At 71.5% G+C, this 13054-nt stretch carries 13 protein-coding genes; 10 read left to right on the plus strand and 3 right to left on the minus strand.

The genetic code is table 11. From position 1 onward, the window contains the following. The first annotated feature begins 77 nt into the window (after window positions 1-77). Window positions 78-1070 carry a LacI family DNA-binding transcriptional regulator gene (locus LQF12_RS10835; protein WP_231052947.1) on the plus strand — a complete coding sequence of 331 codons (993 nt, stop codon included), beginning with the start codon at window positions 78-80 and terminating at the stop codon, window positions 1068-1070. Window positions 1071-1080: 10 nt separating this feature from the next. Here LQF12_RS10835 and LQF12_RS10840 read toward each other — a convergent pair whose 3' ends face one another. Beyond that, a complete protein-coding gene (locus tag LQF12_RS10840) occupies window positions 1081-1845 on the minus strand; it encodes a fumarylacetoacetate hydrolase family protein (RefSeq protein WP_231052948.1) in 765 nt (254 codons plus the stop codon). 79 nt (window positions 1846-1924) lie between these two features. On the opposite strand from LQF12_RS10840, the gene LQF12_RS10845 reads away from it, so the two are divergent. From LQF12_RS10845 to arfA, 3 genes are all read left to right on the plus strand, one after another. Further along, a complete protein-coding gene (locus tag LQF12_RS10845) occupies window positions 1925-2980 on the plus strand; it encodes a LacI family DNA-binding transcriptional regulator (RefSeq protein WP_231055586.1) in 1056 nt (351 codons plus the stop codon). 90 nt (window positions 2981-3070) lie between these two features. Further along, a complete protein-coding gene (locus LQF12_RS10850) occupies window positions 3071-4393 on the plus strand; it encodes a glycoside hydrolase family 27 protein (protein ID WP_231052949.1) in 1323 nt (440 codons plus the stop codon). A 41-nt stretch (window positions 4394-4434) separates the two neighbouring features. Further along, window positions 4435-5949: an arabinosylfuranosidase ArfA gene (gene arfA / locus LQF12_RS10855; protein ID WP_231052950.1), complete on the plus strand. Its 1515-nt coding sequence runs from the start codon at window positions 4435-4437 to the stop codon at window positions 5947-5949. Window positions 5950-5959: 10 nt separating this feature from the next. On the opposite strand, the gene LQF12_RS10860 is transcribed toward arfA, so the two are convergent. Next, a complete protein-coding gene (locus LQF12_RS10860) occupies window positions 5960-6766 on the minus strand; it encodes a methyltransferase domain-containing protein (RefSeq protein ID WP_231052951.1) in 807 nt (268 codons plus the stop codon). Between the two features lie 61 nt (window positions 6767-6827). On the opposite strand from LQF12_RS10860, the gene LQF12_RS10865 reads away from it, so the two are divergent. The 5 genes from LQF12_RS10865 (at window position 6828) to LQF12_RS10885 (ending at window position 10097) form a co-directional block, all read left to right on the plus strand. Next, window positions 6828-7898 carry a heparan-alpha-glucosaminide N-acetyltransferase domain-containing protein gene (locus LQF12_RS10865; protein WP_231052952.1) on the plus strand — a complete coding sequence of 357 codons (1071 nt, stop codon included), beginning with the start codon at window positions 6828-6830 and terminating at the stop codon, window positions 7896-7898. Next, window positions 7895-8755: a 3-methyladenine DNA glycosylase gene (locus LQF12_RS10870; protein WP_231052953.1), complete on the plus strand. Its 861-nt coding sequence runs from the start codon at window positions 7895-7897 to the stop codon at window positions 8753-8755. The genes LQF12_RS10865 and LQF12_RS10870 overlap by 4 nt, the downstream gene beginning before the upstream one ends. 12 nt (window positions 8756-8767) lie before the next feature. Beyond that, window positions 8768-9172, plus strand: coding sequence for an NUDIX hydrolase (locus LQF12_RS10875; RefSeq protein WP_231052954.1), 405 nt, complete (start codon window positions 8768-8770; stop codon window positions 9170-9172). 83 nt (window positions 9173-9255) lie between these two features. Next, window positions 9256-9756, plus strand: a complete 501-nt coding sequence (locus tag LQF12_RS10880; protein ID WP_231052955.1) for an SRPBCC domain-containing protein — start codon at window positions 9256-9258, stop codon at window positions 9754-9756. Continuing rightward, entirely contained in the window at window positions 9753-10097 is a 345-nt protein-coding gene (locus LQF12_RS10885; protein ID WP_231052956.1) for an ArsR/SmtB family transcription factor, read from the plus strand. The genes LQF12_RS10880 and LQF12_RS10885 overlap by 4 nt, the downstream gene beginning before the upstream one ends. Here the strand turns inward: LQF12_RS10885 and LQF12_RS10890 are convergent. Beyond that, window positions 10075-10710, minus strand: coding sequence for a hypothetical protein (locus tag LQF12_RS10890; RefSeq protein WP_231052957.1), 636 nt, complete (start codon window positions 10708-10710; stop codon window positions 10075-10077). The genes LQF12_RS10885 and LQF12_RS10890 overlap by 23 nt on opposite strands. Before the next feature lie 1388 nt (window positions 10711-12098). Between LQF12_RS10890 and LQF12_RS10895 the strand changes: the two genes are divergently transcribed. Then, window positions 12099-13049: a hypothetical protein gene (locus LQF12_RS10895; RefSeq protein ID WP_231052958.1), complete on the plus strand. Its 951-nt coding sequence runs from the start codon at window positions 12099-12101 to the stop codon at window positions 13047-13049. The last annotated feature ends 5 nt before the right edge of the window (window positions 13050-13054 follow it).

The raw sequence follows: 13054 nt of genomic DNA on the forward strand, positions 1-13054 counted from the left end.
CCTCTGGTTAAGCGCTTTAACACCTGTCATCCTCTGGCGTACGCTCGGACCCTGTCAAGACCCGGGAGGACAGTGCGATGGCCACGATGAAGGATGTCGCCGAGCATGCTGGTGTCTCGATCGCCACCGTCTCGTTCGTGGTCAACGACACCAAGCCCGTCAGCCCTGCCACTCGCGAACGCATCGAGGCATCGATGGCCGAGCTCGGATACCGCCGCAACGCGGTGGCACGCGCTCTCGCCAGCCGCCGCACCCGCATCCTCGCCCTGGCCTACCCCATGCTCGAGCGCTCACCAGGGACGGGATCGGTGGAGTTCTTCACCAGCGCGGCCGCCGCGGCAGCCGAGCGGGACTACCACCTGGTGATCTGGCCGGTGAGCACCGACGGTCATGAGCTCACCACCCTCGCCGGGCAGGGGCTTGTCGACGGCGTGCTGCTGATGGAGGTCCGGCTGCAGGACGAGCGCGTGCGGTTGCTGGAGCAGGCCGGAATGCCGTTCGCGCTCATCGGGCGCACCGAGATTCCCGACGCCCACCCCCACGTGGACATCGATTTCCAGGCCACGGTGTGCGCCGCCGTCGACCACCTCGTCGGGCTGGGCCATACGCGGTTGGGCCTGCTGCTGCACGACGACGACGGCTACGGGCCGGACGTGCGCACCCGGACCGCCTTCACGCAGATGTGCGCCGACCGCGGAGTGCAGAGTCACCTCGTCGACGCCGGCGAGCACACCGACCCGAGCGACCTCGCACGCAGCGTCCGGCACCAGTCACCCGACAGCACCGCGATCCTGGCGCTCGGCGAATTGGCCGCGATGCACCTCGTCGCCGGCATGCGGAGGATCGGGCTCGCGGTGCCGGACCACCTCTCCGTCCTGGCCTTGTGCGCGACGACGGCCGGCGCCGGACTGTGCGATCCGGAGCTGACGATCCTGCGTTCACCCGGCCCCGAGCTCGGCCGCCTCGGCGCCGAGGCGCTCATCCGCTCCCTGGAGGGCGAGCCCGCCCTGCCACCGGCGCTCGTGCCGTGCACCTTCGAGCCCGGCGGCACCACCGCGCCGCCGCCGTAGCTCGTGCGGCTCAGCGCCGCAGCACCGGGTTCCCGAGCGTGCCGATCCCCTCGATCTCCACCTCCACCCGCTGGCCCGCCTCGATCGGGCCGACGCCGGCCGGGGTCCCGGTCAGCAGCACGTCCCCGGGCAGCAACGTGAAGATGCTCGAGGCGTAGGCCACGAGATCGGCCACGGAGCGCACCATCTGAGAGGTGCGCCCGTCCTGGCGGACCTCACCGTCCACGCGGGCACCGATGCGCAGGTCGGCCGGGTCGAGGTCGGTCACCAGGTACGGCCCGAGCGGGCAGGAGGTGTCGAACATCTTCCCGCGGGTCCAGGTCTTGTCCTCGTGCTGCACGTCCCGGGCGGTCACATCGTTGGCAGCGGTGTAGCCGAGGATCACCTGCCCCGCCTGCTCGGCGGAGATGTCCTTGCAGATGCGCGAGATCACCACGGCGAGCTCGGCCTCGTGATGGACCTGCTGGGACCAGGAGGGCAGCACGATCGGATCGTCGGGGCCCACCACCGTCGTGTTCGGCTTGATGAACAGCAACGGGCGCTCGGGCACCTCATTGCCCAGCTCGGCCGCGTGCTCGGCGTAGTTGCGGCCCACGCACACCACCTTCGAGCGCGGGATGACCGGGGCCAGCAGCCGCACCGAGTCCACGGGTACCCGCGCTCCCGTCGGGGTCGGCGTGGTGTAGAGCGGGTCACCGGTGAGCACCACCAGGTCCTCACCGTCGAGCACGCCGTACCGGGGGTCCTCACCTGAGGTGAATCGAGCGATCTTCATACCTCAGAGCCTACGGCCAGTAGGGTGTCGGCGATCGAGGAGGTAGGACGTGGCCAGCAGCAACGAGCGCCCGGTCACCATGGCCGACGTGGCCCGGCACGCCGGGGTGTCGGTGAAGACCGTCTCGAACGTGGTCAACGACTACCCCCACATCCGCCCGGGAACCAAGGAGAAGGTCGAGGCCTCCCTCAGCACGCTCGGCTACCGGATGAACGTCTCCGCCCGGCATCTGCGCACCCGGCGCTCCGGCCTGATCACCCTGGCGGTCCCGGAACTGTCGCTGCCCTACTTCGCGGAGCTGGCCGACGCCGTCATCGAGGAGGCCGGCGCCCACGGGCTGACCGTGCTGATCGAGCAGACCGGCGGCCGCCGCGAGCGTGAGCTCGACGCCCTGTCGGGCTCACGGCGCCAGCTCACGGACGGGCTGATCATCTCCCCGCTCGGCCTGGAGCAGCCCGATCGGGCGGCCTTCGAGGTCGACTTCCCCCTGGTCGTCCTCGGCGAGCGGATCTTCGGCGCGACGGCGGACCACGTCACCATGAACAATGTGGCCGCCGCTCGCGCAGCCACGGAGCACCTCATCGCGCTCGGCCGCCGCCGGATCGCCGTCGTCGGCTCGATCCCGGGCGATACGTGCACCGGTTCGGCCGGGTTGCGGCTGAGCGGATATCGCGACGCACTCGCCGGCGCCGGGATCGCGTTCGACCCGGCACTGGTGGTTCCTGCCGCGCCGTGGCACCGCTCGGCCGGTGCGGACTCCCTCGGCGCACTCCTGGATGCGGGTACGCCGGTGGACGCCGTGTTCGCGCTGAACGACGCGCTCGCCCTCGGTGCGCTGTACGCCCTGCACGCGCGCGATGTGGACGTCCCGCGCGACGTCGCCCTGATCGGCTTCGACGACGTCGACGACGTCCGCTACGCCACCCCCACGATCAGCTCGGTGGCACCGGGCCGGGACGAGATCGCCCGCACGGCCGTGGCCCTGCTCCGCTCCCGGCTGGCCGGCGACGACGGCCCCTACGTCCGCGTGATCAGCGAGGCCCACGTGGTGGCTCGCCAGTCCACCGGTTCGGCCGCCGAGCACGTCGTCTCGGTCCAGCCCGGATCGCAGGTGCCCGCCGACGCACCGGTCTGAGCGTCACGTCCCGCTCAGGTGGTTGACCCCCGCTCCCAGACCGGGCACACTAGGTCTACATCGATGTAAATCGCTCGCGAAAGGTTATGCGTGCACCGCACCGCCTCCCTGACCCCGCCGATGGGGTGGAACTCCTGGGACTGCTACGGCACCACCGTCACCGAGGACGAGATCCTCGCCAACGCCGCCGTGATGTCCGAGCGCATGCTCGCGACCGGCTGGGACACGGTGGTCGTCGACATCCAGTGGTACGAGCCCACCGCCCGCGCCGGTGGCTACAACACCGACGCCCCGCTGCTGCTGGACCCCGACGGTGTGCAGATGCCGGTCGAGGCACGTTTTCCCTCCTCGGCCGGGGGGCGCGGGTTCGGCCCTCTCGCCGACCGCGTGCACGAGCTGGGCCTGCGGTTCGGCGTGCACCTCATGCGCGGGATCCCGCGCCGCGCCGTCACCGACCCCCGCCCGGTCCCCGGCACCGACGCCACGACGGCGGACATCGCCCTGCCCGAGTCCCACCCGGCCGCGCGCTGCCCGTGGAACGGGGACAACCTCGGCCTCGACTTCTCCCACCCGGCCGCCCAGGCGTGGCTGGACACCCAGATCGAGCGGATCGTGGGCTGGGGGGTGGACTTCCTCAAGGTCGACGACATGCTCTTCCCCTACCACCACGATGCGATCGAGGCCCTCGCCCTGGCCATCACCCGCGCCGAGGAGCGCCACGGTCGCGACGTGACCCTCTCCCTCTCCCCCGGTACCGACCTCTCCGTCGCCCATGTCCCCCACCTGCGCCGGCACGCCGACATGTGGCGCATCTCCGACGACCTGTGGGATCGGTGGGAGGACATCGCCGCCCAGTTCACCCGGCTCGCGCGCTGGGCCCCGCACCAGCGCGCCCACGGCTGGGCCGACGCCGACATGCTCCCGCTGGGCCGTATCGGCCTGAGGGCCGAACGGGGTGACCCGCGCGAGAGCCTGCTCACCACTGCCGAGCGCCGCACCATGCTCTCGCTGTGGAACCTCGCGCGCTCCCCGCTGTTCATGGGCGGTGACCTGCCCACCACCGACGAGGCGACCCTGGCCGACCTCACGAACCCCGACGTGCACGCCATCGGCGCCCACTCCACCGACAACGGCGAGCTGGTCCGCGAACGCGAGCTGATCGTCTGGGGTGCACGAGGCACCGGCTCCCACGCCGGCAGCCGTTGGGCCGGGGTGTTCAGCACCGCCGACGGCGCACGCACCGTCCGCGTGCCCCTCACCTCCACCGGACTCACCTCCCCCGACCTGCCCACGCCCACCGTCATCACCGAGCTGTGGAGCGGTCACCGTCTCGAGATCGACCCGGCCGACCCCTACGCCACGCTCGAGCTGGCACTGGACGCCCACGGCGTCGCCCTGCTTCGCGCCACCTGATTCCCCCCGACCCCGACCCCTGTACCTGGAGAGAGCACCTCATGGCCACCAACGCCCGCATCACCCTCGACCCGGCCTTCGCCGTCGGCCCGGTCCGCCGGCGCACCTTCGGCTCCTTCGTGGAGCACCTCGGCCGCGCCGTCTACACCGGCATCCACGAGCCCGACCACCCGACCGCGGACGAGAACGGCTTCCGCCAGGACGTCATCGACCTCACCCGCGAGCTCGGCGTTTCCACCGTGCGCTACCCGGGTGGGAACTTCGTCTCCGGCTACCGCTGGGAGGACGGCATCGGCCCGCTCGACCAGCGCCCCACCCGCCTCGACCTCGCGTGGCACTCCTCCGACCCCAACCACGTCGGGGTGGACGAGTTCCTCACGTGGACGAAGGCCTCCGGCACCGAGCCGATGATGGCCGTGAACCTCGGCACCCGCGGGGTGCAGGAGGCCCTCGACATCCTCGAGTACTGCAACGTGCCCGGCGGCACCCACTACTCCGACCTGCGCCGCGCCCACGGTGCCGAGGAGCCCTACCGCATCCGCATGTGGTGCCTGGGCAACGAGATGGACGGCCCCTGGCAGATCGGGCACAAGACCGCCGAGGAGTACGCCCGTCTGGCCACCGAGACCGCGCGCGCCATGCGGATGATCGACCCGGACATCGAGCTGGTGGCCTGCGGGTCCTCCAACTCCTCCATGCCGACCTTCGGGGACTGGGAGCGCATCGTGCTCACCGAGGCCTACGAGGATGTCGATTACATCTCGGCCCACGCCTATTACTTCGAGGAGGACGGCGACCTCGCCTCGTTCCTGGCCTCGGCAGTCAACATGGACCACTTCATCGACTCCGTCGCCGCCACCGCCGACGCCGTCCGCGCCGCCCGTCAGCTCACCAAGCGCATCCACATCTCCTTCGACGAGTGGAACGTCTGGTACCAGAAGCGCGCGGAGTCCCGCCCGCCGACCGGGGACGACTGGCCGGTGGCACCGGTGCTGCTGGAGGACCACTACAACGTGGCCGACGCCGTGGTGGTGGGCAACCTGCTCATCTCGCTGCTGCGTCACACCGACCGGGTGCACGCGGCCTCCCAGGCGCAGCTGGTCAACGTCATCGCGCCGATGATGACCGAGCCGGGCGGGCGCGCCTGGAAGCAGACGATCTTCCACCCCTTCGCCCTCACCTCGGCCAACGCCAAGGGCCAGGTGCTCCAGCTCGCGATCGACTCCCCCGTGCACGAGACCGCGAAGTTCGGCGAGGTCGCCGCCCTGGACGCGGTGGCCACCCACGACGCCGAGACCGGCGAGGTCGTGGTGTTCGCGGTCAACCGCTCCACCACCGACGAGCTCACCCTGGCGGTGGACACCGCCGGCTTCGGTGAACTGCGGGTGGTCGAGGCCCTCACGCTGTCCAACCCGGACCACACCTGGCAGGCCAGCGCCGACGACGACACCTCCGTGGCGCCCCGGTCGAACGACTCGGCCACGGTCACCGGCGGTCAGCTCACCGCGACCCTGGCACCGGTGTCCTGGTCGATGCTGCGCCTGGCCAAGGCCTGAGGCGCGGGGACTACACCCGGATGAGCAGCTCGCCGTGGGTCACCGAGAACCACCCGTCCTCGTGCTCACCCCAGGCGCGCCAGGCCTCGGCCATCTCGTCCAGCTCATCCCCGGTCACGAAACCCTCGTCGACGGCGTGGGTCGCGAACGCGGAACGGGTGACCCGCTCGGCCCACGAGCGCGACCACCACAACCTGTCGTCCTCTCCTGAGTAGCACCAGACCCCGGCGCTGGGCGTGACGTCCTCGAAGCCGGCCTGGTGCGCCCAGGCGAGCAGGCGGCGTCCGGCGTCGGCCTGGGCGCCGTGCGCCCGGGTGACCTGGTGGTACACCTCGAGCCAGCGGTCCAGGCCCGGGAACTCGGGGTACCAGCACATCGCGGCGTAGTCGGCATCGCGCACGGCGATGATGCCGCCGCGGCGGGTCACCCGGGCCATCTCCCGCAGGGCAGCCACGGGGTCGGAGAGGTGTTGCAGCACCTGGTGGGCGTGCACCACGTCGAAGGTGCCTTTGCTGTAGGGCAGCTCGTAGGCGTCACCCTGCTCGAACTGGATGTTCTCCATCCCGCGCGCGTCGGCGAGCTCGGAGGCCTTCAGGAGCACGTCCTGGGAGCGGTCCAGGCCCAGCACCCGGCCGGGGTTGACCCGTTCGGCGAGGCCGACGGTGATCGTGCCGGGACCGCAGCCGACATCGAGCACGTCGTTCCCGCGCTCGAGCAGCGGGATCAGGTAGCCGGCCGAGTTCTCGGCCGTTCGCCACCCGTGGGACGCCAGGACGCTCTCGTGATGCCCGTGGGTGTAGGTGTCGGCGCTGCTCATGTCGAGAGTCTAGACCTGGACCCCCGCTCCTACCCGGCGTGAGGGTCGGTAGCCTGAGCCGGTGAGCGAGCAGCGTACCCGCATCGTCGGGATCGACACCGCCCGGGGCCTGGCCGTGCTCGGCATGTTCGTGGCACACCTGGGGCTGGAGCGCGAGACCGGCCTGCTGACTCCCACGGGCTGGTTCTTCGTCACCGACGGCCGCCCCTCCGCGCTGTTCGCCATGCTCGCCGGCGTGGGCCTGGCGTTCATGACCCGCAGGGCCTTCGGGTCCGGCGACCGCTTCGAGTGGTCCCGGCAGCGCCGGCGCATCCTCGCCCGATCGGCGATCCTGTACGCGCTCGGCTGGATCCTGACGTTCCTGATGACTCCGGTGGCGGTGATCCTGCCCTCGTACGCGGTGATGTTCGTACTGGCACTGCCGTTCCTGCGCCTGCGCGCCCCGGCGCTGCTGGGTTGGGCGGCGGCGGTGCTGGTCATCGCACCGATCCCGGTGGTGGCGGTGCGCGAGGCGATCGGTGAGGGTTCGCAGCTGCGCGCGATGCCGGTGGCCGGTGAGCTGCTGACGGGCTACTACCCGGCGCTCGCATGGATCGCCTACCTGCTGGTGGGGATCGCCGTCGGGCGGGCCGACCTGCGCTCGGCCGCGACCGCGACGATCCTGCTGATGTTCGGCACCGCCGCGGCACTGATCGGCTACGGCGCCGGGGCCTTCCTCCCTTCGGCCCTGCAGCTCGACCCGGGGTCGCTGCCCGACCTGCTGCTGAGCATCGAGCCGCACGCCGACACCGGGGTGGAGATGCTCGGCAACGTGGGGGTCGCCGTCGGGGTGGTGGGCCTGTTGCTGCTGGTGACGCGGCCGGCGGCGGTGCGGGTGCTGCTGATGCCGGTCACCGCGACCGGCGCGATGTCCCTGACGGTGTACTCCCTGCACATCGTCTACATCCGGATCCTGGGCAACGACGCCGTCTGGTACCCCGAGTCGAACTGGCCGTTGATCTGGCTGATCGTGGGCACCTTCGTGTTCGCGACCGGGTGGCAGCTGACCCTCGGCAAGGGCCCGTTCGAGCGAGCGATCAGCGCGATGATCCGCACCGAACGAGAATCAGCACCCGTACCGACGCACCCATGACTGTCCTCTCCCCCGCACAGTGGCACCCGTACGCCGAGGCACACGCCGAGCGCGCCGACGCCCTCACCCGCGGCCACCGCGAGCGCCGCCGGCACGGCCACACGCACCCGGTCGAGGACTTCCTGTTCACCTACTACCCGACCAAGCCGGCCCAGCTACGCGTGTGGCACCCGGGCGCCGGCCTCGCCCTGGCGCAGGCACCCGAGTACGCCCGACGGCGGTGGTACTCCTCGCAGCACGGTGCGGCCGGCCTGGACGTCGCCGCCTTCCTCGCCGAGCGTGCCGATGCCGTCGAGTACATCCACCACCTGATCAGCCGGACCCGCGCGCGCCCGGCCCGGCTGAGCTGCTTCGGACTGCACGAGTGGGCCATGGTCTACCGGGCCGAGGAGGTCCGGCACACGCAGGTGCCGCTGCGGCTGGGAGCCGCCGGAACCGACGAGGTGGTGCGCGCCCACCCGCTGCGGTGCTCCCACTTCGACGCGTTCCGGTTCTTCACCGAGCCGGCCGTGCCACGCAACGAGCGCCCACTCACCCGTGCCGACCAGCCCGCGTCGGAGCAACCGGGCTGCCTGCACGCCAATATGGACGTCTACAAGTGGGCCACGAAGCTCGGGCCGGCGGTGCCGGGCGAGCTGCTGCTGGACGCGTTCGCGCTGGCGCGGGAGATCCGCGAGCTGGACATGCGCGCCTCGCCCTACGACCTCACGGACTGGGACTACGAACCGGTGCCGATCGAGACGGCAGCGGGCAAGGCCACCTATGTGAGTGCCCAACGATCCTTCGCCGAGCGGGCGAACGCGCTGCGGGACCGGCTGCTGCAGGTGACCACCGCACTGCGCGCGCCCGCGTCGTAGGCTCGCCGCACCATGTCGCTCTCACCTCCCACGATCCTGACCATCGCCGCCGTCTGCTTCGTGCGCCGGGGCCGGCTGCTCACCGTGCGCAAGCAGGGCACGTCCCGCTTCATGCTCCCGGGCGGCAAGGTCGATCCCGGCGAGACCGTGGCGCAGGCGGCGGTCCGCGAGGTGGCCGAGGAACTCGGTCTGCACCTGCGGGAGGAGGACCTGACCGCGCTCGGCAGCTACGAGGAGGCGGCCGCCAACGAGCCCGACACCCGGGTGGACGCCTCGGTCTACACCGCCGAACTGCCGGGCGAGCCCACGGCGGCACGGGAGATCGCGGAGCTGCGATGGACAGCCCTGGCCGAGCCGCCCGCCGACCTCGCACCGTTGCTGGCACGCCACGTGGTCCCCGCTCTGCTCCGGTCCTGAGTTCGTTGCAACCGCACGGTTGCAATCTGCCTCGGTAAGACCGTACGTTGGTGCAACCGAACAGTTGCACCCGAGAGGACATCATGTCGCACCACACCGATCCAGCCATCGACCCGGCCGTCGCGGACATCGACGCCGGCACCATCACCCGGACCATCCGGATCGCCGCCCCCCGCATGCGCGTCTGGGAGGCCCTGGCCAGTCCCGAACACATCGAGACGTGGTGGGGCCACCCCTCGGAGTTCCCGGACGGCTGGCGCACCGGATCCGTCGGCTCCTTCTTCTGGGAAGGCAGACCCTTCCCGGTGCGGCTGGACGTGATCGACCCGCCGACGGAGCTGGTCTTCACCTGGGGCGATCTCGAGGGCGAGATCGACGCGACCGCCACCACTGTCCGCTTCACCCTCACCGACCACGACGGCGGCACGCACCTGGCCATGGTGGAGTCGGGCTTCCTCAACAAGTCCGCCGCGGCTCGCCGGTCCGCGATGGAGGAGAACACCGAGGGGTGGAACGCCGTGCTCGATTGGCTCTCCGAGTTCGTCACCACCGGCGGCGTGCAGAAGGCGCAGGCCCAGGCGTGACGTCTGCGACCACCGCGCTCGAGGCTCCCCCCGAGGAGGTCCGGTCGGTGTGCGCCGCCCTGGCGGATGAGACACGGTGGCAGATCCTTGCGGCCCTCGCCTCGGCGGACCTGTCCGCCAGCGAGCTCGCCCGGGCGCTGCCGGTGAGCCGGCAGGCGATCGCCAAGCACCTGGGGGTCCTGGCCGCGGTCGGGCTCGTCGAGCAGGTGGACCCTGGCCAGCGCCAGCTGCGCTATCGCGCCGTCGGTGCGCCGCTGTCGAGGCTGGCCGGGCAGCTCGAGACCATCGGCCGCGGATGGGACCGGCGCCTGGCACGTATCAAGGAGATCGCGGAGTCCTGAACCTGAACCACGCCCACACCGCCACCGAGACCACGCCGAAGGCGCCGAACGCTCCGCACCACAGCAGCGCCGCGCGCGTGGCCTCCTGCCAGGATCCGGGCAGCGGGGCCACCGCGAGCAGGAAGAGTCCGATCACAACGGCGTAGAGCGCCGCCCACACGAGCCTGGACCAGCGCACGATCCGCTGCCCGTCCAGGAACGTCAGGGGCAGCAGGGCGACCACGCAGTACCCGATGGCCCCGGTGAGCAGAGTGGTCAGGTACTCGCGCAGCAGCTCCGCGCCGTAGCCGGTGGCACCGGGAGCGATCAGACCGTGGCCGAGCCAAGCCAGCAGCCCCAGCCCGGTGAAGGCCGCACAGACGGCAGCCGCGAGCCTGCCCCGCTGTGCGCTGGTCATGCCGGCGCCGAAGGTCGTCATCACCAGCACCCCGAAGATGATGGCCGGTTGCAGGCTGAGAAGACGCGAGAGGAGTGCCCCTGCAGCGGTGAGCAGGATGAATCCGGGCATCAGGGTCAGCCGGGGCCCGGCGCCGTAGCGGTGACCGAGTGCCCAGCCGATCGCCACGCCGATGCCGTTGGTGGTCGCGAAGGCCAGCCACATCGCCAGCCACATCCAGCCAGCCGGGCAGCGTGAGTCGCTCGAGCCGGGCCCAGCGGCGGCGCCACAACGCGAGGAATCCGAAGGCGCGGGCATAGTTGCTCCGCAGCGTCGCGTGCAGTAGCTCGGAGGGCAGCGCGACCAGCACCAGGAACCCGGCCATCGTCACCGCGGCGCCACCCAGCGCCGGCGGGCTCGTGACCGCCTCGGTCACCGCGGTCAGCGCGTGCCCATAGGTGGAGGGCGCTGACGACCCTGCGGTCACCGGCGACGCCGGTGAGGCTCCGGTGACGGGCGCGGTGGGTTCCTCCGAGGGCTCGTCCGAGGGCACGTCCGTGGGCTCGGGCGCCCGGGTCCGGTCGGGTACTGGAGTCGGTTGAGGTACCGGAGAGGGGTCAGCCTCCGGGCTCGGCTCCGGGACCGCTTCAGGGGTGGGGTCCGACGTGGGCTCAGGCGTCGATTCGGGGGCCGGTTCGCGAGTGGGTTCGGGCGTGGGTTCCGGCTCCGGCGTCGGCGTAGGTTCAGGCGTCGGCTCGGGCTCCCGCTCCGGTTGTTCCACCTCGATCCAGCGATATCCGGAGGCGATCGGATACTCGATCCCGCCCGGGTCGCCCTCGATCGGGACGTGGCGGACGCTGTAGACATGGCTGCCCGCCTCGAAGCCGCTGGTGTCGACCTCGCACGACCACTGCGGCTGTGACCAGGCGAGGTCGGCGCACACCGGCTCGGCTCCCTCCGGCGGGTTCGCACCGACGTGCCGGCCCTCGTAGACCTCGATCCCCATGCCTTCGAGGCGCGTGCCCCCCAGCACAGCCTCCTCGCCGTCGGAGGTGACGTCCCGGGAGTCCACGTCCGGTGAGCCGAGGGTGCGCATGATGCCCAGTCCTGCGATCGCCTCGCTCTCGTCCTCGCCCGGGACGAACATCTCGGCCAGCAGGCCGTACGTCGTCGGCATCGGGCCCTGATCCGGGACGTGGTACCGGCAGGCCCAGCGCAGCTCACCTGGCTCGTAGGTCGGGACTCGCAGATCGTCACGGTGGTCCCGCCCAGGGTCGTCCCCGAGACGCGGACAAAGAACTCCTCCGGCCCGGAGGCCTCACCGCTGAACAGGTAGGAGGGGCGCGAGCCCGGATCCGAGGGCAGCAGGTAGTAGTCCTCCCACGGCCCCTGCACGGCCTCGTCCGGGACGTCCGCCGTCAGCGAGGTCTCAGTGGGCGTCTGCCCCACCCCTGCGGGCACGAGGAGTGCCAGGGCGACGGCCAGGGCACGACCCGCCCGCACCCATCCCGCCATCGCCTGCTCCCGTCCACCGAACCCTGACCTCAGCGACGGTAGTGGCCACCTCGTGGCCAGAGGCTGCCCATGGCCTAAAGTGGCCATACAGGTGTACATCGGGAGGTCCCATGCCGCTGTCGAGCGAGCTGACCCGACTGCTGAGCGAGGCCCTGAGCAGTCGCGCCGCCAGCGCATCCGAGCTGGCCACCGCTACCGGGAGGTCCGAGCCGGAGGTCGCACGCGGCCTCGACGAGCTCCGCGACCTGGGCTACCTGGAGGGTGCCGACGGGGCGCTGACCTATCGCCGCCCGGAGATCCCTGCCACCGAGGCGGTCGGCCGCGACCTGCGGTCGATGGTCGAGCACCTCGCCGGGGCCGCCGACGACATCGCGGCCCGGCTCGGCACGCTACCGGCCCTGCTGCAGGCCTGGGAGGCCGGCGGCGCGGACGAACGCAGCATCCCGGTCGACGTCGCCCGCGGCCCGCGCGCCCCGAACGAGGCGTGGATGACCCACTTCACCCGCGACACCCCGCGCCACTGCGACCTGTGTCTGCCCGACCTGTCCCCGCTGCTCGCCGGGCGCAGCGAGGACATCGGGGACTGGGCGCGGACGGCGATGACCAACCTGCGCGTCCGGCTGGTGGTGAGCCGGGCAGACGCCACCGATCCGCGCTGGCGGGAGCCGCTGGCGCGGATGCTGGCACGCGGTACGCAGGTGCGTGCACACCCCGACCCGCCCAGCTTCCTGTGGGTGTCCGACGGCGCGGTCGCCGGCATTCCCGACGCCTGGGGCGAGGCGTGGCCCACCCCCGTGCTCACCATCCGCTCCACGCCGGTTGCCGAGGCGGTGGCCGCGATCTTCACGGCCACCTGGCAGGCAGGCACGCCGATCGGGCGGGAGCCACAACCGTGGGATCCGATGCTGCACCTGATGAATCAGGGCATGACGATGGAGGCGGCGGCCGCCCGGCTGGGACTGGCCCACCGCACCGCCAGGCGCCGGGTGGCCGAGGCCATGGCTTACTACGACGTCTCCAGCCATTTCACGCTCGGAGCGGCCTGGGCGCGCGACCGCTGAGGCCC

The organism is Ruania suaedae, from assembly GCF_021049265.1.
GTDB lineage: Bacteria > Actinomycetota > Actinomycetes > Actinomycetales > Beutenbergiaceae > Ruania > Ruania suaedae.